The organism is Pseudomonas sp. BIGb0558, assembly GCF_024807515.1.
In the GTDB taxonomy this organism is placed as follows: domain Bacteria; phylum Pseudomonadota; class Gammaproteobacteria; order Pseudomonadales; family Pseudomonadaceae; genus Aquipseudomonas; species Aquipseudomonas yamanorum_A.
In genome coordinates, this window is the sequence record NZ_JANUEW010000017.1 from 83,076 (window position 1) to 100,851 (window position 17,776).

At 60.5% G+C, this 17,776-nt stretch carries 23 protein-coding genes and 1 pseudogene; 14 read left to right on the forward strand and 10 right to left on the reverse strand.

Translation table 11 applies throughout. The features are described 5' to 3' along the window. A complete protein-coding gene (locus M2400_RS20165; RefSeq protein WP_177076520.1) occupies positions 1-864 on the reverse strand; it encodes an SDR family NAD(P)-dependent oxidoreductase in 864 nt (287 codons plus the stop codon). A 121-nt stretch (positions 865-985) separates the two neighbouring features. Here M2400_RS20165 and M2400_RS20170 point away from each other — a divergent pair, with 121 nt between their 5' ends. From M2400_RS20170 to M2400_RS20185, 4 genes are all read left to right on the forward strand, one after another. Beyond that, a complete protein-coding gene (locus M2400_RS20170) occupies positions 986-1,873 on the forward strand; it encodes a LysR family transcriptional regulator (protein WP_259197819.1) in 888 nt (295 codons plus the stop codon). 98 nt (positions 1,874-1,971) lie between these two features. Continuing rightward, entirely contained in the window at positions 1,972-2,913 is a 942-nt protein-coding gene (locus M2400_RS20175) for an alpha/beta hydrolase (RefSeq protein ID WP_177041655.1), read from the forward strand. Between the two features lie 337 nt (positions 2,914-3,250). Further along, the gene (locus tag M2400_RS20180) at positions 3,251-4,039 is read left to right on the forward strand and encodes a DeoR/GlpR family DNA-binding transcription regulator (RefSeq protein WP_259197815.1); all 789 of its coding nucleotides are present in this window, start codon (positions 3,251-3,253) and stop codon (positions 4,037-4,039) included. A gap of 38 nt (positions 4,040-4,077) precedes the next feature. Next, entirely contained in the window at positions 4,078-5,133 is a 1,056-nt protein-coding gene (locus M2400_RS20185; RefSeq protein ID WP_259197814.1) for a D-isomer specific 2-hydroxyacid dehydrogenase family protein, read from the forward strand. Positions 5,134-5,144: 11 nt separating this feature from the next. Here the strand turns inward: M2400_RS20185 and M2400_RS20190 are convergent, their stop codons facing one another. Beyond that, positions 5,145-5,576: a DNA methylase gene (locus tag M2400_RS20190; protein ID WP_177041649.1), complete on the reverse strand. Its 432-nt coding sequence runs from the start codon at positions 5,574-5,576 to the stop codon at positions 5,145-5,147. A 15-nt stretch (positions 5,577-5,591) separates the two neighbouring features. After that, positions 5,592-5,816 carry a hypothetical protein gene (locus M2400_RS20195; protein ID WP_177114595.1) on the reverse strand — a complete coding sequence of 75 codons (225 nt, stop codon included), beginning with the start codon at positions 5,814-5,816 and terminating at the stop codon, positions 5,592-5,594. Between the two features lie 202 nt (positions 5,817-6,018). Between M2400_RS20195 and M2400_RS20200 the strand changes: the two genes are divergently transcribed. Then, positions 6,019-6,579, forward strand: coding sequence for a type 1 glutamine amidotransferase domain-containing protein (locus M2400_RS20200; protein WP_177114593.1), 561 nt, complete (start codon positions 6,019-6,021; stop codon positions 6,577-6,579). A gap of 54 nt (positions 6,580-6,633) precedes the next feature. Here the strand turns inward: M2400_RS20200 and M2400_RS20205 are convergent, their stop codons facing one another. Then, positions 6,634-6,855, reverse strand: a complete 222-nt coding sequence (locus tag M2400_RS20205) for a PLD nuclease N-terminal domain-containing protein (protein ID WP_003207401.1) — start codon at positions 6,853-6,855, stop codon at positions 6,634-6,636. Between the two features lie 155 nt (positions 6,856-7,010). Here M2400_RS20205 and M2400_RS20210 point away from each other — a divergent pair, with 155 nt between their 5' ends. The 4 genes from M2400_RS20210 (at position 7,011) to M2400_RS20225 (ending at position 8,872) form a co-directional block, all read left to right on the forward strand. Further along, positions 7,011-7,568, forward strand: a complete 558-nt coding sequence (locus tag M2400_RS20210) for an ATP-dependent Clp protease proteolytic subunit (protein ID WP_177041643.1) — start codon at positions 7,011-7,013, stop codon at positions 7,566-7,568. 190 nt (positions 7,569-7,758) lie between these two features. Continuing rightward, positions 7,759-8,235, forward strand: coding sequence for a hemerythrin domain-containing protein (locus M2400_RS20215; protein ID WP_177041641.1), 477 nt, complete (start codon positions 7,759-7,761; stop codon positions 8,233-8,235). A 104-nt stretch (positions 8,236-8,339) separates the two neighbouring features. Continuing rightward, entirely contained in the window at positions 8,340-8,516 is a 177-nt protein-coding gene (locus M2400_RS20220; RefSeq protein WP_256348026.1) for a general stress protein, read from the forward strand. A gap of 68 nt (positions 8,517-8,584) precedes the next feature. Beyond that, positions 8,585-8,872, forward strand: coding sequence for a hypothetical protein (locus M2400_RS20225; protein WP_259197803.1), 288 nt, complete (start codon positions 8,585-8,587; stop codon positions 8,870-8,872). Positions 8,873-8,876: 4 nt separating this feature from the next. Here the strand turns inward: M2400_RS20225 and M2400_RS20230 are convergent, their stop codons facing one another. Both M2400_RS20230 and M2400_RS20235 read right to left on the reverse strand, forming a co-directional pair. Next, positions 8,877-10,076: a lysozyme inhibitor LprI family protein gene (locus tag M2400_RS20230; protein WP_259197802.1), complete on the reverse strand. Its 1,200-nt coding sequence runs from the start codon at positions 10,074-10,076 to the stop codon at positions 8,877-8,879. 161 nt (positions 10,077-10,237) lie between these two features. After that, a pseudogene (locus tag M2400_RS20235) lies at positions 10,238-10,843 on the reverse strand (DUF1016 N-terminal domain-containing protein); the annotation flags it as partial. A gap of 190 nt (positions 10,844-11,033) precedes the next feature. Here M2400_RS20235 and M2400_RS20240 point away from each other — a divergent pair. Continuing rightward, complete coding sequence (locus M2400_RS20240; protein WP_259197897.1) at positions 11,034-11,687, forward strand: metalloregulator ArsR/SmtB family transcription factor; 654 nt, start codon at positions 11,034-11,036, stop codon at positions 11,685-11,687. 123 nt (positions 11,688-11,810) lie between these two features. On the opposite strand, the gene M2400_RS20245 is transcribed toward M2400_RS20240, so the two are convergent. Further along, entirely contained in the window at positions 11,811-12,311 is a 501-nt protein-coding gene (locus M2400_RS20245; RefSeq protein WP_259197801.1) for a DUF2165 domain-containing protein, read from the reverse strand. Between the two features lie 107 nt (positions 12,312-12,418). Next, entirely contained in the window at positions 12,419-12,871 is a 453-nt protein-coding gene (locus tag M2400_RS20250; protein ID WP_259197800.1) for a helix-turn-helix domain-containing protein, read from the reverse strand. Positions 12,872-12,961: 90 nt separating this feature from the next. Here M2400_RS20250 and M2400_RS20255 point away from each other — a divergent pair, with 90 nt between their 5' ends. Next, a complete protein-coding gene (locus tag M2400_RS20255) occupies positions 12,962-13,891 on the forward strand; it encodes an aromatic alcohol reductase (protein ID WP_177131329.1) in 930 nt (309 codons plus the stop codon). Here M2400_RS20255 and M2400_RS20260 read toward each other — a convergent pair. Together M2400_RS20260 and M2400_RS20265 are read right to left on the reverse strand one after the other, a co-directional pair. Then, entirely contained in the window at positions 13,866-14,420 is a 555-nt protein-coding gene (locus M2400_RS20260; protein ID WP_259197799.1) for a putative natural product biosynthesis protein, read from the reverse strand. The two genes, M2400_RS20255 and M2400_RS20260, sit on opposite strands and share 26 nt — an antisense overlap. A gap of 62 nt (positions 14,421-14,482) precedes the next feature. Next, entirely contained in the window at positions 14,483-14,866 is a 384-nt protein-coding gene (locus tag M2400_RS20265) for a DUF2946 domain-containing protein (RefSeq protein ID WP_259197795.1), read from the reverse strand. 382 nt (positions 14,867-15,248) lie between these two features. On the opposite strand from M2400_RS20265, the gene M2400_RS20270 reads away from it, so the two are divergent. The 3 genes from M2400_RS20270 (at position 15,249) to M2400_RS20280 (ending at position 17,775) form a co-directional block, all read left to right on the forward strand. Next, positions 15,249-15,854, forward strand: a complete 606-nt coding sequence (locus tag M2400_RS20270) for an SCO family protein (RefSeq protein WP_259197794.1) — start codon at positions 15,249-15,251, stop codon at positions 15,852-15,854. Further along, positions 15,854-16,330: a copper chaperone PCu(A)C gene (locus tag M2400_RS20275; protein WP_177131325.1), complete on the forward strand. Its 477-nt coding sequence runs from the start codon at positions 15,854-15,856 to the stop codon at positions 16,328-16,330. Before M2400_RS20270 ends, M2400_RS20275 begins: the two co-directional genes overlap by 1 nt. Positions 16,331-16,527: 197 nt before the next feature. Next, positions 16,528-17,775 carry an OprD family porin gene (locus M2400_RS20280; protein ID WP_259197792.1) on the forward strand — a complete coding sequence of 416 codons (1,248 nt, stop codon included), beginning with the start codon at positions 16,528-16,530 and terminating at the stop codon, positions 17,773-17,775. Position 17,776 lies beyond the last annotated feature (1 nt).

Genomic DNA, 17,776 nt, shown 5'->3' on the forward strand with positions numbered 1-17,776 from the left:
TCATTGTGCGCCGGGATCTGGATGCGCCTTTATCCGGGTCCAGGATGCTGCTACTTGCTCGGCGGTCGAGGCCTTGGGCCGCGCCAGATCAACCGGGTAACTGACACCCGGGTTTTCAACAAAACGCGTGGCAGTGAACTGCCCGTTACTGGCCCGCAGGATGTAGCCGCTGTCCTGGCACTGCGCCGAGGCCAGGAAGAGTACGCCGGGGGTTACCGATTCTGGCTTGAGGTTAGCTGGCGCACCGGTCACGCCCCACATGCGGGTCTTGGCCACGGGCGAGATGGCATTCACCAGGATCCCCGCCTCGGCCCCTTCCCCGCTCAACGCATTCATGATCCCCAGTTGCGCCATCTTGCCGGCGCTGTAGGCCACCAGGCCCGGCTGGGCATATTGCGTGTACATCGCGCGGTCCGAGGTGGTGAGCACGATGCGCGGTGCGGCGGATTGCTTGAGGTAGGGCCATGCGTGTTTGCCAAGCCAGATCGGCGCGTAGACATTGATGTCCATGGCCCTACGGATAAATGCCGCGTCGGCGGCCTCGATGGGTTGATAACCGACCCAGCCGGCATTGTGGATCAGGATGTCGAGCTGCCCGAAATGGCTGATGGCGCACTCGATCAATGCTCGACAACCCGCTTCACCCGACAGGTCGGTTGCGTGGCCGACCACCTGCAGCCCTTCGCCCTGAAGCGCCAGCGCGGCGGCCTGCACCACCTGTGGGTCGGCCCCCTCGCCCAGCGTGTCGGCGCCGATATCACTGATCACCACTTGCGCCCCCAGACGCGCCAACTCCCGCGCATAGCTGAAGCCCAAGCCCCGGGCGGCGCCGGTCACGATTGCGGTTTTACCTGTAAAGTCCATCGTTGCGTTCTCCTGATAGGCACTCCACCCTAACAACCGCTGACCGTCCTGTTTAATACTGAAAAACAGCGATGTTGATACCTGCGCCGTATCAGCTCCTCTATCTGAAGGAACAGACCAGATGATCGAAACCCGCCTGCTGCGCCAATTCATTGCAGTAGCCGAAGAGCTGCACTTTCACAAGGCCGCGTTGCGCCTGCACATGGCGCAGCCCGCGTTGAGCCAGGCGATCAACCGGCTGGAGGAGAAGCTGGGGTTTGCCCTGCTGGAGCGTGACCGGCGCGGGGTGAAGCTGCTGCCCGCCGGGGCGGCGTTTCTAGAGACGGCGTACACCGTCCTCGGGCAATTGCTGCAAGGCGTTGAACACACCCGGCAAGTGTCCGAGGGCGTCGCCGGCACACTCACCCTCACCTCGGTGTCGATTGTCGGTTATCCGTGGCTGCTCGATACCCTCAGGCGGTTTCGCCTGACGCTTCCCAAGATCCGGTTGGTGATCAAGGAAATGCCCTCGGCCAGTCAGGCCAAGGCCCTGGCAAGTGGAGAGGCCGACATCGCCTTTTTGCGCTACCTGCCGGGCCAGGCGGATAACATCGAATCCCGGCTGTTGCTGGATGAGCCGATCCTGATGGCGCTGCCGATGGACCACCCCAACGCCGGTGATGCCGTTATCGAGCTGAAGGATTTCGCCGACGCCGACTTTGTGTTCACCCCACAAGTACTGGGCAGCGGCTATCACCATCAGTTGATCGGCTTGTGTGAGGCGGCGGGTTTCTATCCGCGCGTGGTGCAGGAAGCCGATCAATTGCACACGCTGATCGGCCTGGTGGCTTGCGGGTTTGGCGTGGCGCTGGTGCCGGCGTCGATTGCCCGTTCGATGAACAGCGACAAGGTAGTGTTTCGTCCCCTTGCCGCCGAATCTTCCAGCATCGGGCTCTACCTGAGCTGGAACACCGACAATCCTTCGCCGTTAGCCCGGCAGTTCTTCTCACTGCTGGAAAGCACGCTGTAATACTTTGCAAGCAATGCCCGGTCACGGCTGTCTAAATATTTCCTGCGCGGCCGGGGCATCTGTTAAAACCCGTGCTTCGCCTCTGTCCTGGAACCTTCATGTTTTCACGTTTTCTGTCCCGCCTCGGCCTGCGCTGGTTTCCCTTGTTGTGCATGGCCGCCGTGATCATTGGCCTGCCGGTGGGTTGCGCCGTGCTTCAACACAAGGAGCGCGAGTTGCTGTTTCGCGTGGAACCGGGCACTGCCAGTTGGTACAGCGGCTTGCCCCGTGACGTACAGGAATTCGACCTGAAACCGTCGAGTTTCAAATCCGGGCAAAACATTCACGGCTGGTGGTGGCCGGCAGCCCGGAAAGATGCGCCCGCCATTCTCTATTTGCACGGCGTACGCTGGAATCTCACCGGCCAGTTGTTTCGCATTGAACAGCTGCGGGCCCTGGGTTTCTCGGTACTGGCCATCGACTACCGCGGCTTCGGCCAAAGCCAGGGCGACCTGCCTTCCGAAACCAGCGTGTACGAAGACGCACGCATAGCCTGGGAACGCTTCCAGGTGCTGCAACCCGACCCCGCCAAGCGCCTGATCTACGGGCACTCCCTGGGTGGCGCGGTGGCCATCGACCTGGCGGCCGAGCTGGGCAAGCAGGCGGCGGATAACCATGAGCCACCGCCGGTGCGCGGGCTGGTGATCGAATCCACGTTTACTTCATTGGCGGATGTGGCTACTGCCGTGGCTAACACCTCGCTGCCGGTGCGCTGGCTGCTGTCGCAGAAGTTCGATTCCATCGACAAGATCGCCGACATCCACATGCCGTTGCTGGTGGTCCACGGGCTCGCCGATGCCTTTGTGCCACCGCGTTTCAGCCAGCAATTGTTTGATGCCGCGCAAGAGCCCAAACGCTTGTTGCTGGTGCCGGGGGCGACTCACAACGACAGCATGCGCCTGGCCGGCAGCCGCTATCGCCAGGCACTGGACAGCCTGATGCAAACGAAGCGGCCAGCACAGGTCGCCGGGCCCTCCAACCTGCACCCGGACAACTCGTAAATCTGCATTCCGGCACCGGTTTCTCCGGTGCCTGTCAAGGCGCAAAGCCTGCCCATACTGGCTATAAACCGCGACTGATCAAATATTAACCGCGGGTTAAATCGCCATACCCGCCGGGCTCAAGGGAAGTTATCCACAGAGATACCCACGGTTTTCGTGGACAACTCTTTTTAATTTTTTACGATTTTTTTGCTCAATAACTTCCTGCTGGAACGGTCCCGGGCGGCAAAATCTCCTGCATCTCCAAACGCACCCATGCCGTCGAAATGCGGCCACCCATTGCGTTTGGTCCACAGCCTGATTAATCTCGCATAAACACGCAATAACGAGCATAAACATGCAAAACACCCATGCCGCCATCGACCTGCCTTCGTTGCGCAAACAGAAAATCCTGTTGCTGCTGGAGCGCGACGGCAAAGTCACCGCCTCGGAATTGGTGGAGCATTTCGCCGTCTCCCAGGACACCATCCGCCGCGACCTTGGCGAGCTCGCCTCCGCCGGTCTGCTGCAACGGGTGCATGGCGGTGCACTGCCGAGGCCCAAAGACACCGGCAAAGACTTCTTCACCCGGTTTGGCGAAACCACCGCGACCAAACGCCACCTGGCGCAACTCGCCGCCGACCGCGTGGAAGACGGCCAGATCGTGCTGTTCGACTCGGGCACCACCACCCTGCAAATTGCCCAGTCCTTGCCGCATGCCATCAAGCTGACCGCCGTCACCCATTCACCGATGATTGCCATCGCGTTGTCCGAGCATCCCAATGTGACGGTAATCCTTGCCGGCGGGCAGCTCAACCCCGTGACCATGGCCGCCAGCGGGCATGAAGCGCTGCGGCTGATCCAGGGTATCAAGGCGGACCTGTTGTTTACCGGCGTGTGTGCACTGCATCCACAGGTGGGCATTAGCTCGCTGCACTTCGAAGAGGTTGCGGTGAAACAGGCTATGCTCGACAGCGCCTCCCACGTGGTGGCCGTCACCCTGGCCGACAAGCTGGGCGCGGTGGAGCCGTTTGTGGTGGCGCCGTGCAGTCGGATTCACACGCTGATTACCGAATGGCATGTGCCGCCGGGCAGTGTCGAGGCTTATGAGTGCCTGGGGCTTGAGGTGATGCAGGTGGATGCGTAACCAGTCGGCCCGGTAGCCCTTTGCAGAGGAATAGACCCATGGTGTTTCCCGTGCTGATCCTGGATGCTCCCAACCCGCCCTTGCTCCATGAAGAAATCGAGCAGTGCCTGGCATACGGGCTGGACATCACCCTCAACCTGCACTACTTCGCCGACCCAGGCAGCATCAAAATCCACTACGCCGGGCGCATTCGGTTCGTGGACATCAACGGCCACGACACACCGGCCTTGATCAGTGCCGTGGTAAAGGCCGGAGGCTACAGCGTCATCAAGACCCGCTTGAACATTCCCCTGGGCGCCGCGCTGATCAACGCCGCTGCCTCGCCCGATTTGGGCAGCCCTTTGCAGGCCATCGCCCAGGCGGGAGTTGGGGTCAACCATATCGATTTGCACGCCGCCGCCGAGCGTGGCGTGACCGTCCTCAATACTCCAGGCTCCAACGCGACGGCTGTGGCCGAATATGTGCTGGCACAAACACTGTTCCTGTCCCGAGACCTTAATCTCTACAACGCCAAGACTCAGCAAGGCCAATGGTCAAAAGGCCTGCTCGCACCTGCTTTGCAAATCGCCGAATTGACGCTGGGGCTGGTGGGCTCGGGCAGAATCGCCCAGGCGCTGGCCCATAAGGCCCAGGCCCTGGGCATGAAGGTGATAGTCACTGGCTCCGAGCGCTTCACCCCATCCGTCGCTGCGAGCCTGGGCCTGCAATGGCGTGCCACCCTTGGCGAGTTGCTGGACGAAGCCGACGTGGTGTCCATTCACACACCCCTCACGGCGCTGACCAAAGGCTTGTTCGACAGCACCGCGTTCAGCCGGATGAAACCTGGGGCGATCCTGATCAATACGGCTCGTGGCGGCATCGTCGACGAAAGCCAGTTGGCACTGTTCATGAAGCGTTTTCCCGGCCATATCAAGGGCGTCGCCATCGATACCTTTGCCAAGGAAAAAGATCAGTTCGACTCACCGTTGACTGGCGTCGCCAACGCGATACTCACCCCGCATATTGCCGGCAACACGCGCACGGCAATCATCCAGGCGTCAACGCAGATCGTTGAGCAGATTCAGGCCTTTCGACAGTCAATGCTTGAAGGTTAAGGGCATCGGCATCAGAACAACACTGACGCCGCATCCCTCATGAAAATCTCCACGGTCTTCGGTCCGACACCCTCGAATTCGTTCAAGCGCTTCTCGAACGCCTGGCGGTCGGTGCTGGCGTCGTGGATATGGCTGATCTTGCCTGCGTACTCCGCGTTCAACTTGCTGCTGAGGTCCAGTAGCCGCTGCGCGGTGGTTTCGTCGTAACGCACGTAATGCGCCTCGCCGAGCATCGCCACCAACTCGCGGGAAGTGCAGTGCTGCAGCTTGCGCGGCGTGTCCCGGCCATGCTTCACCACAATCACCTGATAAGCCTGGGCGGCGATCTGCGCCTGGATGCGCTTGCCCATCAGGAAGCTGGCGACAAACCACTTGAACAGCGCGCTGTCGTCACCGGGGCGCAGTTCAATCCCCAATTCACTGGCGCTGATGGATCGGCCCATGACTGCCTCCGCCTCTCACTCGCCCAGCTTGCGCTCGGCCTTGGCGGCCTGCTCATTGATGCGGTCGGTTTGCCGCTGTGTGTCCTTGATGGACGTCGGCGTGATCACCTTATCGACGGTTTCGGTCTTGGGGTTGGGCCGCTGCAAGGCACTGTCCTGGTCATCAACCTGGCGCCCTTTCTGTGCCTGTTCGGAGCTGATTGCATCGGGAGTTTTGTCGGCGTTTTTTGCGGTGCCCATGGGGTGTTCCTCCTGTTGAAAAGCTAACGCTCCAGCGCGGAGCCGTTATGCAGCAGAGCCCATGGTTTTTCGATAGTTCAAGGAAATTGAACCGGGCGCAGCCCCGGGAAATAAGCGCAAATTAATTTAAACCTTTTGCTCAGGCGCCCGCTCAACAGTCCGGTAGCAGCATTCGTACACCCTACTCAGGAGACACTCGACCATGAGTTCGCAACTGCACGGCAAGAAGATTCTGATCATCACCTCCAACACCGGTATCGAGCGCGACGAATTGCTCAAGCCCCTGGAAACCCTGCGCGGTTTCGGCGCCACGGTGACCCACGGTTCCAGCAAGGGTGGCAGTACCCAGACCTTCCTCAAGGACACCGAGAAAGACCGGACCGTGGAGTCCGATGCCAAGCTCTCGGAGCTGAAGGGCAGCGACTTCGATGCACTGGTCATCCCCGGCGGTACCGTCAATGCCGACACTCTGCGCCAGGACAGCGACGCCTTGCGGCTGATCAACGATTTCGTCAAGGCCGGGAAAACCGTAGCTGCCATCTGCCATGGCCCCTGGGCGCTGATCGATGCCGGGGTGATCGGCGGCAAGACCCTCACTTCCTATAAAAGCGTGCGCACCGACCTGGTGAATGCCGGGGCGGAAAACTGGGTGGATACAGAGGTAAAGGAATGCCCGGCCAATGGCTGGACATTGATCACCTCCCGCACGCCCGATGACTTGCCGGCGTTCAACCAGGCGATTGCCAAAGCACTGGCGGCTTGACGCGAGCCAATGCAAACAGGCGCCCTCGGGCGCCTGTTTTTTGTAAATTCCGTATCAGCCTTTGCCATGCTCCGTGGCATGGGTCGCCCGGTTCACACCCTTGGGTCCAAACAGCGCCCAGAGGATCAGCCCCAGCAGCGGCATGAAGATCAGCACCACCAGCCATAACCCCTTGGTTTCCCAGCCACTGCCACTGCGCAGCACGCTGTTGATCGCCCACAGTTCCAGCAGTACCAGAATCACTGCCAAGCCAATCCAGACATATTCGATTTGCATGATTCATCCTCCTGAGGTCGTATCCATTAGGTCAAGCTACACGCCCGAGGGTTCATTAAAATTGCAGCGGATGGCTCTCGCCCAACGGTTGCGGCAGGCCTGGCGGAACCTTCTAGACTCAACGCAACGTCACTCCCACCCCACGGAGGCCCAGGATGACCGAGCACATCATCCACTTTCACTGCCAGATCGATCAGGGCACCACCGAGCGCTTTCGTGACTGTTGTCTAGATGCGATCGAGCAAGGCGCCAGCTCGTTGCTGCTTAACCTCTCCACCACCGGCGGCAGCACCAATTTCGGCTTTACCCTCTACACCTTCCTCAAGTCCCTGCCGGTGCCGCTGTGTGCGATCAATGCGGGCAATATCGAGTCCATGGGCATCATCATGTTCCTGGCGGCCAATCGCCGGATCACTACGCCCCACTCGCGATTTTTGATTCATCCCATGAACTGGTATTTCAACCAGAACTCCGTCGACCACCAGCGCCTGCGCGAGTACCTGTCGAGCCTGGACAACGACCTGGCGCGCTACGTGAAAATCTACGAACTGGAAACCGCCACCGCAGAGACGCACCTGGATATTTTCAAGTGCCTGTCGGCCGAGGAAAAAGTGATTGCCGCTCACGAGTCACTGGCCTACGGGATTGCCCATGAGGTTGAGCAGATTGTGTTTGCAGAAGACATCAAGCACTGGAAAGTCAGCGGAGGATAGGCATTGTTTAATGCATGCCAGAGGCCACGGGACCGTGCAACCTGCACGACCAAAGCCGACACTTACTATCGCTAACCTATTGATTTTTAAACAAATAAATATTCAGTTCAACTTGGTACAACTCATGCTGCAGAGCTCTGGACAGGCGGGCACTCCGACCCGCCCTTCTGCTACCCGTGAGGTGTCACCCATGAATGCCATTGATCTTCTCAAGGCCGACCACGAACGCGTCAAAGCCATCTTGAGCCAACTGAGTGAGTCCACTGAGCGCGGCGTCAAGAAGCGCACTGAGCTACTGGCCAAACTGGAGATGGAAATCAGCCTTCACACCCGGCTTGAGGAAGAAATCCTCTACCCGGCTTTCCGCAAGGCGGGGGGCAAGGACCAGGAAATCATGTACCACGAAGCCAAGGAAGAACATCGCACGGTCGACTCCCTGGTATTGCCGGACCTGAAGCAGACCTCCCCGTCCACCACCGAGTTTTCCGGGCGCGTCAAAGTGGTCAAGGAACTGTTGGAGCACCATATCGAGGAAGAAGAAAGCGAGATGTTCCCGCAGGCGAAAAAGCTGCTGGGCAAGGCCTTGCTGGAAGAATTGGGTGCAGAGATGGAAGCGATGAAAGCCGCGCACAAGAAGGCGCTCGGCGCCAAGCCAATGGCTGCTTGATGCCCATTCGTCGCCTGCGGCCAAACTTTTTCAAACTTTGATTTGGCTGGCGGCTTCCCAATTAGGCGACACCATTGATTCACTCATCATTGAGGGTTTTGAAAATGGCTAACAGCGGAAAAACCACCCCAGGGGCTGGTCACAAAGACCAGCAAGACACTCCCCGTAAAAGCGGCGGCCAGGGTTCCGGCGGCAACGTCGCCAATGACCGCGCAAAGGCATCTGAAGCCGGCAAAAAAGGCGGGGCCCAAAGCCACGCGCCAGGCTCCAGGAAGTCTTGATTGAGGCGTTGCCGAAGCCTGGATGTGGTCCGGGCTTCGGTCCTCACCGCAACAAGAGGGATTGAGTCATGAAGACCAGCATTTCCCAAAGGATTGTACTTGCCGCCAGCCTGACGCTCGTACTGTATGCCCCCGCCTATGCAGCCTTCGGCGACAACACCGCCCCGGGTTCGGCTCTGCCGCCGGGCACCTACCCCAGCAGCCCGTCCGGTGCCGACAGCAGTGGCAGCAAGGCCGCCGAAACAAAAGCGCCAGCTCCGTCAAAAACCGTGAAAGGAACGCGCCACAAGGGTTCCTCGCCCCAGCATCCTGCCAGCAAGACCGGTAAAAAAGCCGTTCCCCAATCGGGAAGTTGAGTGTTCAGAGTTCGCTTGGGCCACCGATAAAGTCCAGGCGCAGATTCAACCACTGCCTGACGATTTCCCGGGCCGCTTGGCGGGCATCAGCGGCAGTAAAGCCGCGCTCGCGCTGCAACCACTCACTGGTCACTTGCCGTGCCGGCTCAACAGCCGCCAGCGTCTGCTGGCGTTGCCTGGCGGGCCACTGCTTATCAACACCCCAGTCGCGCAGGGTTAGTTCAGGATCCTGGTTCTGCCCAGCAGTGGCCGGTTGGAGAAACAGCCGAGGCGATGCGGTGGCCTTGAGCGAAAGAGCGCTCCAATCGGCATAGCTGGCAAAGCGGATGGTGCCCTCGTTCTGCCCTGCCGTGGACAAAGGCTCGCTCAGGCTATCGTCCAGCCGCTTCCACGCCGGCTGCGCAAACAGGTCACCCTGCGGCGCGCAAATCGGCGCAAAGCTGTCCCGGGTGGAGCCGTACAGCGACCCGAACGACTCATACGCAACCTCGCCCTGACGGCTGAAAACAAAGCAGTGCACATAGGGGCGCTGGTCGGCAAACAGCTCGTATTGCTCGCGCTCAATCATCATGCGCAGCAAGGTCAACGTCACCCGATCACGGCTGACGGCGGGATCGTTTTGCAGGTCCTGCCAGATCGACCAGGGAAAGTTGTCTTCCTTGAGCGCTACGAGGATCTGCTTGCGATTCTCCTCGGCCTCGCTCTCCGTCACACCACTGTCGGGTTCAAAGCGCTGCAGGTAGACCAGCCAGGCGGCCGCCAGGTCGTTCATCGGGAAGCGCCTGAGCCCTTCTGCTGCGTGTGCCGGGTGATAAGGAATACTGGCAATGATTGCGTCGAGGGCCGCCGTATCCTTGTGGCTGATCGACCCCACCTCGACCACTCGCTGGCTCAGTCGGGATTGCAGGCAGCCGGCCAGTGTTTGCGGCTCACTCGCACATGCGTTGCGAGTCTGCAGCCAGGCGCGCTGGCCGCGACGTAATTCGTCCCGCTGGTCGGGTGCCAGTTTGGCCATTGCCTGGCTGTAGTAAACGCCCAGCGTACTGTCGAGTTCACTCAACTCGGGGCTGGTGCAAATGGCCTTTTCCACCGATGTGGAGGCCTTTTTACACTCGAAGGACGCGCCACTGGCAGGCATGCCTGCCCCCATCAGCAGTCCAGTGAGCAACAACAGTGAGCAGGCGGTATTTACACGGCGGGCCATGGCATTCCTTGGATGAGTTCCTTTCAAGGCGCCCATTGTGCCGAGGCCATTGCCAATGTCCAGCCTGGCGGCGCAGCGCTACGAATTGCTCGCCAGTTCACGCTCAATCTGTTCGATGCTGGGCAGGCTGGTTTGCAACTCTGCCGGCAGGGATTCCACCATTCGATTTCACGCTCCTGCGCATCGAGCGTCAGCCCAAGAAAGTCGAAACGGTAGGGATCCTTGAGCGATTCGCGCGCCAGGTCGGACTGGGCTTTGGGCAGCAGGCCCTCGAAGTTGCTGACGGCATTGCCGCTGCGCTCCAGCAGGCGACCTTCGATTTGCATCACCAGGACGTTGCGCGACCAGTTGTGTTCGATGGCCTGGGCAATGTACCAACGACGCGTTTCAGGGCCGGGCAGGCGGTCCAGCAGCACCAGGTTATGACCCCAAGGCAATTGTGCAGCAGCCTGTTGCACAAATTCGGGATCCGGCCATGCTTCCGCAAACGCACGCATGTACTTCAGGTTGCGCGGCGAAAACCCCTTCATCTCCGGAAAGGCTGAACGCAGATCCTGCGCCAGTCGCCCAATCACCTTGCTCCCCCAGCCCTGCTGTGCTTGCCGGGTCAAGATATCCTGGCCGATTTGCCAGTACAGCAGCACCAGCTCGCGGTTTACCGCCAACGTGGCGCGTTGCTGGGCGCAGTGGATCCGACCCTTGAGGTCGGTCAGCCAGTCGCTGTACCCCTCGGGTGGTGTGGTCAGGCTTTCGCAGGTCTCACTCATTCCTTTTCCCTCATGGGTTTGGCAGGCGGCCGATGGTAGCGAGGGGAAAATGCAGAATGGGCCAGCAGAATGCTTTCGATACAAATCAGCTGGAACCCTCCATCAGCGCGCCTTAATGCAGATCAAGAGGTGCCCCGGCGTGCCCGCTGTGGTCAAATGGACCGGTCACTTCCATGGTTATTCCCGATCTATGAACGCCACACCCACCGACGACAGCCAGGCATCCACCGGGGACCGCATCCTGTTCCTGCTCAAGACCCGTGGCCCACTGAAAACCACGGACCTGGCTGCGCTGTTGGACATCACCTCCGAAGCCGCTCGCCAGCAAATCCAGAAGCTACAGGTCGCGGAATTGATCGTCGGCGTATCGGCCCCCATCTCGGGTGCCGGCCGGCCCTCGCTGAAGTGGGCGCTGACCGAAACCGCCCAGGGCAAATTCCCGGATTCCCACAGCGTGCTGACGCTGCACCTGATCGACTCCATCGAAGGCATTTTTGGCAGCGAAGGCGTGGAAAAGGTCATCGCCAGCATGGAAGCAACCGCCAAGCACGAATACATCCAGGCCTGCTCCGCCGCGTCGACCCTGCAGGAGAAAGTCGAGATCCTGGTACAGATTCGCGAACGCGCCGGCTACATGGCGCAGATGGAGCCGCTGGACGAAGGCTGGCTATTGGTGGAAAACCACTGCCCCATCTGCGTGGCCGCGCGCAAATGCCAGGGGTTCTGCCGCTCGGAGCTGCAGATTTTCCAGGCGGCGCTGGGGGATGAGAACGTCGTAGAACGGTGCGAACACATGATTTCCGGGGACCGGCGCTGCGCCTACAGCATCCAGCCCCGCAAGTAAGAAAAAGGCTGCGATGGGCTGCGCAACAAACGTAACCCCATCACCGCAGTGTCCCGGATACACCAACGGTTCAGGTGTCACACCTGCTGCGCAGTCCATCGCAGCCTTAGCCTCAGGCCGACATCAGGCCCATTGCAGGTTGAACAGCGCAAACGCCAACAGCGCCCAGGCCGACAGCACCAGGTGCGTCAGTTGCAGGCCTTCCTGACGAATCCAGTAGCCAAACCACAAGCCACCCAGCAGCATCGCGAAAACGAACGCAGAAAAGCCGCTGAGTGCCAGGTTGAGCCATGGCCGGGCCACCGCCAGGCCATCGCCCAGGACAAGCTGGTAGCTGCCAACCCATGCCGCGACGGCCGCGACGATTTGCAGGACCAGCACCACCAGCAGGGCGAACTGATGCAGGCGCGGCGAGCGCACCGCACGCCTCAGCAAAGGCGTGTCGATAGGCGGACTTTGGTGCAGCGGCGCCATGGCCATGGTCGCGCCCACCGCCCCCACCGAGCTGCGAAAAGCCTGCCCGTTGTTAACCACGGCGAGGGTCAGCCAGACACTCAAGCCCAGGGCTTGCGTCCCCAGGAACAGACCCGCTGAACCGCCCGGCAAAAACGCCTCCACGCTCATCCAAAGCTCCTTGCTCACTAAAAGCGAAAACCCGCTCTTGGGCCTATACCCAAGAATACATTTGGATAATACGTAGAGCCCGCTTAATTACACAAGCAAATACTTTCTTAATTGGCAGCCTCATGCACATTCGGCACTGGCGGCCCAAGCTCTGAACTCAGCACCTGATCAGCATCAAACCGTTCCCGGGAACACCTGAATCCGTCGGCGTTTTCCACCACCCAGGTCCACAGCGGAATCATGTGCACCAACAGCTGTTTGCCCAGCTCGGACAACTGGTATTCGACCTTGGGCGGCACCTCCTGAAAGTCATGGCGCAACACTAGGCCGTCGCGTTCCAGCTGGCGCAAGGTGCGCGTGAGCATGCGCTGGGTGACGCCTTCCATGCGCCGGCCAATCTCGGCGTGACGCAGCCGCCCGTTAACTCCCAGCAGGTGCACGATGCCCAACGACCAGCGGTTTCCCGCGTGGGTCAGCACCTGGCGCTTGAGCCCGTCTTCATCGGCGCTGAGGGCTTCGCAGGCGGCCTGTGAGCGCCTGATGATCTCGTCGTTATCCACCTTCTACTCCCGGTATCACTGGTGTGCCTTCTTATGCGCGGTCGGCAATTCTGCAAGCATGGCACGACTTTCACCTGAACCGAGAACCCTATGACTGCTTCGATCCTTGTACTGGGCGCCGGCGAACTGGGCCTGGCGGTACTGCGCCAATTGTCACGCCTGGCCGCCCCGAAAAATGTGCCGGTGACCGTGTTACTGCGCCCCGCCACACTGAACTCGAAAGACCCGGCCAAACAACGGGAAATCACTGAACTGCGCGCCCTCGGCATTGAGCTGCTGGCGGGTGATTTGGCCAACGACTCCGAGGCCGAACTGGCGGCGATATTCGCTGACTACCACACCGTGATCAGTTGCATCGGCTTCGCCGCAGGCGTTGGCACCCAGCGCAAACTGACCCGCGCCGCCATCGCCGGCGGCGTGAAGCGGTATGTGCCGTGGCAGTTCGGTGTGGATTACGACGTGATCGGCCGTGGCTCGGCCCAGGACCTGTGGGATGAACAGCTCGACGTACGCGACTTGCTGCGCGCCCAGCAAGGCACGCAATGGGTGATCGTATCCACCGGGATGTTCACCAGTTTCCTGTTTGAACCGTCCTTCGGCGTCGTCGACCTGGCCCAAAACACCGTGCATGCACTGGGGGACTGGGACACCGCCGTCACCGTCACCACCCCTGAAGACATCGGCCTGCTGACCGCACGCATCCTGTTCAGCGAACCGCCGATCGTCGATCAGGTGGTGTACACCGCCAGCGATACCCTGACCTATGGCGAACTGGCAGATACCGTGGATGCGCAATTGGCGCGCACGCTGAAACGCGAACGCTGGTCGGTGCCGTACCTGGAAGCCGAACTGGCTGCTGCGCCCGAGGACAACCTGATGAAGTACCGGGTGGCGTTCGCCCAGGGCAACGGCGTGGCCTGGGACCCCGCCGTGACCTTCAATGCGCAACAGCAAATCGCCGTGACCAGCGTTGCCCAGTGGATTGAGCAGAACCTCAAGGCACCGGCAACCACCCGCTGAACCGCCCCTGGCCATCCAGCGCGCACCAGGCGAAATCCCCGGGCGGTGGCGGCAACATTGGCAGTTGCCCGCCACTGCCCGGTTTCCAGTCCAGCACCGGCACGGGCGAACCTTGCCAGGCCAGGACCACGCCCCGGGCCTGGCCAGTGTCATCGCTGACCCAGCGGGCCGCCGCCGCCGTCATGAACGCTTCGATGGGCTCTTCATCGATCTGCGTGCGATACACCGAACCGAGCAACCAACGGCACACGTTCACGTGATAGGTCCAGTTCAGCGACGGACGGTTGCGATACGCCCAGGTCATGAAACTGCGAAACAGGTTCAAGCCCTCTGGCGGGTCGAGCTTGAGCAAACCGGGGCAGATGTCGAACAAGGTGTGCCAATACGGCAGCAAACGTGCATCCAGGTGGACGAAACAACGGGCGTTACTCGGGTATTCGACAGACGGCAACAATACTTCGCTGCGGGACGGACGGCGCGACGCCTTGCTGACCAGACGGGCAGCGCCGGAAGGCAGGATAGAGCTCATGGAACGCACTCACACTCGTGACGATAGAACGCCTCCTGGTACCAGGAAGCCCGGGGCACACGTCAGAATGCAGGTGAAGCGCGAGGGTTGGCCGAGGGCCAGGAGTAACGCGGAGGGGCCTTGTTGCGCCGCTCATGGGCCGGGCGCGGCTTTTGCCCGAGCCCCAGCAGCCAGGCCAGGCAAAACAGGAAGACGATGCCCAGGGTCACGGCGGAGCACACCGGGCACGCGAAGAAATTCGACCAACTGCTGGCCGTCGGATTGCCGAGGCCTGAGTCCGAGGCCGGCGCCTTGGTGCCCAGGCTTGAACAGAATTGCCCACCCAGGCCGCTGAGCTCCAGGCCCATCATCTGCCCATGGCCCAAACCGCAGACGAACACATTGAACAGGACGCAAAAATACAGGGTCCAGGCAATGAGTGAACGGTCCGGGCGGGAGAGTTTCATGGCGGCGACTTTACCACTCCCCCTGTAGGAGCTGTCGAGCTTTAGCGAGGCTGCGATGCGGGCGCCATGGCCTTGCAGCAACACCGAGGCGATCCCATCGCAGCCTCGCCAAAGCTCGACAGCTCCTACAGGGGGTTGCGGTCAACTGTGGGAGCCGGGCTTGCCCGCGATGCAGGCGCTGCGGTCTTGCAGGGAGACCGAGGCGATCCCATCGCAGCCTCGCTGAAGCTCGACAGCTCCTACAGAGTTTGGTCTTGCCCGGCAGGGCCTGTGACAGAACGTCGCAGATTACGCCCGCAGGCAGGGGTTGTTAGAATGCCACGCTCTCCTCGCCTGATTTAACGCTTCGTGGTACCCAGGCGCTTCACAGGATGCACAGTTGATGAGTACGTTATTCACCCGCCGCAAAGTCCTCTCCGGCATGGGATTGCTGGGCCTGGGCCTGCTGGCCGGCTGTGACAACAGCCCGAAACTGAACTTCAAGTACGGCAAGGATCTGAGCGACAAGATCATGGGCCGCACCTTCAAGCTCAAGAACACTGACGGCGAAACCGTCACCTTGAGTTCCTTCCGTGGCTTGATGCCGGTGGTGTTCTTCGGCTTCACCCAGTGCCCGGCCGTGTGCCCGACCACCCTGGCGCGCATGGCCCAGGCGAAGAAACTGATGGGCCGCGACGGCAAGATCATGCAGGTGGTGTTTATCACCCTCGACCCCGAACGCGACACCCCCGAGATTCTCGACGCCTACGTCAAGGCCTTCGACCCGAGCTTCAAAGCGCTGTACGGTACCCCGGAAGAAATCGCCGTGGCCGCTAAAGAGTTCGGGATCTTTTATGAAAAGATTCCCGCCGGCGACAGCTACACCCTCTCCCACACCGCCACCAGCTTTGTGTTCGACACCCGGGGCACCCTGCGCCTGGGCCTGTCCGCCTCGCTTAACGCCAAAGAGTGCGCAGAAGACCTGCTCACCGTCATGGAGGTCTGCTAATGACTGCCGTTCAACACTTCAAGCGCATCGCCCTCGGTCTCTCCCTGCTGGGCCTCGCGGCACACGCCAGTGCACAGGCGGTGGTCACCGACGCCTGGGTACGCGCCTCGGTACCGGGCCAGCCGTCCAGCGGCGCGTTCATGACCGTGACGGCCGACAGCGACAGCAAACTGCTCAGTGTGGCGTCGCCGGTCGCCAAGACCGTGCAGATCCATGAGATGACCATGAAAGATGACGTGATGCGCATGGGCCCGGTGGATTCGGTTCCGTTGCCGGCCGGCAAGCCCGTCAAGCTCGACCCGGACGGTTATCACGTGATGCTGATCGACCTCACCGCGCAGATCAAGGAAGGCGACCAGGTGCCGCTGACCGTCACCGTGGAAAATGCCAAGGGTGAAAAGCAGTCGATCGAGGTCAAGGCCGAGGCCCGGGCGTTGAATGCGATGGAGCCGATGGATCACAGCAAGATGCATTGATCAAACGCCTGTGATGAGGGAGCAACTCCCTCATCATCTGCCAGGCAGGTCTCCATACTGAAAACATCTCGCTTCAACACTTTCTATATATTTTCAATCTGCAAACCAACTCGTTAGCCTGCGCAAGCCGGACGCGTCTCCCTGTCGACGTCCGGCCAAATAATTCTAAAAACAAGCAGCAGACAACGGGAATAACAATGAGCAAATCCCCCATTACCCTGGGCCTGACTTCGGCCACCCTGGGTTTGACCCTCGCCTTTCCAACCTTTGCCGAAGCTGACTTTTTCAAAGACAGCAAGGCCGACCTCGAATTTCGCAACTTCTACTTCAACAGCGATTACCGCCAGCCCAACGCCACCCAGTCCAAACGCGACGAGTGGGCCCAAGGCCTGATCCTCAATTACCAGTCGGGTTACACCGAAGGCCTGGTGGGCTTTGGCCTCGATGCCATCGGCCTGCAGGGGTTGAAACTGGACTCCAGCCCCGACCGCCAAAACACCGGCCTGCTCCCGGTGGGCGAAGATGGCGCCCCGGACAGCTACAGCCGAATGGGCGCCACCGCCAAGGCGCGCATCTCCAAAAGCGTGCTGAAATTCGGCACGCTGATCCCCAAGCTACCGACCGTACTGCCCAACGACGGCAGGCTGCTGCCACAGACTTTTCGCGGCACCCAGTTGACCAGCCAGGACATCGCCGGCCTGACCTTCGACGCCGGGCGCCTGACCAGCAACACCCTGCGCAACGATAGCGGCCATGCCGACATCGAAGTCGACGGCAAAGGCATCAAAGGTGCCGTGCCCAGCGATAAATTCGACTTCGCCAGTGCCAGCTACAGCTGGACCAAAACCTTCGTCACCGGCTACCACTACGCCAACCTCGAGAACAACTACAAGCAGCACATCTTCAACCTGGTCCACACGCTGCCATTGGGTGACGCCCAGTCGTTCAAGACCGACCTGCGTTACGCCGACTCCAGCAAGGAAGGCAACAGCAACATCGATAACCAGGCCTTCGGCGCCAAGTTCACCTACAGCCTCCACGGCCACTCGTTCGGCGCCGCCTACCAGCGCATGAAAGGCACCACCGGCTTCCCCCACCTGGACGGTACCGACTCCTACCTCGTGAACTACGTGATGATCTCGCCGGACTTCGCCAACCCCGAGGAAAAGTCCTGGCAGGCCCGCTACGACTATGACTTCGCCGCCATCGGCATTCCCGGCCTGACCTTCATGACCCGCTACCTCAAAGGTGACAACTTCGTGCGCACTGGGACCCTGGAAGGCACCGAGTGGGAGCGCAACACCGATATCGGCTACGTCTTCCAGAGCGGAGCCCTGAAGAACCTTGAAGTGAAATGGCGCAATGGCACGTATCGCAGCAATGGCAGCGGCAGCGATATCGACCAGAACCGCTTTATCGTCAGCTACACCCTGCCCTTGTTGTGAT

Coding starts and splice junctions, on each gene's coding strand:
- M2400_RS20165 (WP_177076520.1), bottom strand. CDS start 864: ATGGACTTTACAGGTAAAACCGCAATCGTGACCGGCGCCGCCCGGGGC.
- M2400_RS20170 (WP_259197819.1), top strand. CDS start 986: ATGATCGAAACCCGCCTGCTGCGCCAATTCATTGCAGTAGCCGAAGAG.
- M2400_RS20175 (WP_177041655.1), top strand. CDS start 1,972: ATGTTTTCACGTTTTCTGTCCCGCCTCGGCCTGCGCTGGTTTCCCTTG.
- M2400_RS20180 (WP_259197815.1), top strand. CDS start 3,251: ATGCAAAACACCCATGCCGCCATCGACCTGCCTTCGTTGCGCAAACAG.
- M2400_RS20185 (WP_259197814.1), top strand. CDS start 4,078: ATGGTGTTTCCCGTGCTGATCCTGGATGCTCCCAACCCGCCCTTGCTC.
- M2400_RS20190 (WP_177041649.1), bottom strand. CDS start 5,576: ATGGGCCGATCCATCAGCGCCAGTGAATTGGGGATTGAACTGCGCCCC.
- M2400_RS20195 (WP_177114595.1), bottom strand. CDS start 5,816: ATGGGCACCGCAAAAAACGCCGACAAAACTCCCGATGCAATCAGCTCC.
- M2400_RS20200 (WP_177114593.1), top strand. CDS start 6,019: ATGAGTTCGCAACTGCACGGCAAGAAGATTCTGATCATCACCTCCAAC.
- M2400_RS20205 (WP_003207401.1), bottom strand. CDS start 6,855: ATGCAAATCGAATATGTCTGGATTGGCTTGGCAGTGATTCTGGTACTG.
- M2400_RS20210 (WP_177041643.1), top strand. CDS start 7,011: ATGACCGAGCACATCATCCACTTTCACTGCCAGATCGATCAGGGCACC.
- M2400_RS20215 (WP_177041641.1), top strand. CDS start 7,759: ATGAATGCCATTGATCTTCTCAAGGCCGACCACGAACGCGTCAAAGCC.
- M2400_RS20220 (WP_256348026.1), top strand. CDS start 8,340: ATGGCTAACAGCGGAAAAACCACCCCAGGGGCTGGTCACAAAGACCAG.
- M2400_RS20225 (WP_259197803.1), top strand. CDS start 8,585: ATGAAGACCAGCATTTCCCAAAGGATTGTACTTGCCGCCAGCCTGACG.
- M2400_RS20230 (WP_259197802.1), bottom strand. CDS start 10,076: ATGGCCCGCCGTGTAAATACCGCCTGCTCACTGTTGTTGCTCACTGGA.
- M2400_RS20240 (WP_259197897.1), top strand. CDS start 11,034: ATGAACGCCACACCCACCGACGACAGCCAGGCATCCACCGGGGACCGC.
- M2400_RS20245 (WP_259197801.1), bottom strand. CDS start 12,311: ATGAGCGTGGAGGCGTTTTTGCCGGGCGGTTCAGCGGGTCTGTTCCTG.
- M2400_RS20255 (WP_177131329.1), top strand. CDS start 12,962: ATGACTGCTTCGATCCTTGTACTGGGCGCCGGCGAACTGGGCCTGGCG.
- M2400_RS20260 (WP_259197799.1), bottom strand. CDS start 14,420: ATGAGCTCTATCCTGCCTTCCGGCGCTGCCCGTCTGGTCAGCAAGGCG.
- M2400_RS20265 (WP_259197795.1), bottom strand. CDS start 14,866: ATGAAACTCTCCCGCCCGGACCGTTCACTCATTGCCTGGACCCTGTAT.
- M2400_RS20270 (WP_259197794.1), top strand. CDS start 15,249: ATGAGTACGTTATTCACCCGCCGCAAAGTCCTCTCCGGCATGGGATTG.
- M2400_RS20275 (WP_177131325.1), top strand. CDS start 15,854: ATGACTGCCGTTCAACACTTCAAGCGCATCGCCCTCGGTCTCTCCCTG.
- M2400_RS20280 (WP_259197792.1), top strand. CDS start 16,528: ATGAGCAAATCCCCCATTACCCTGGGCCTGACTTCGGCCACCCTGGGT.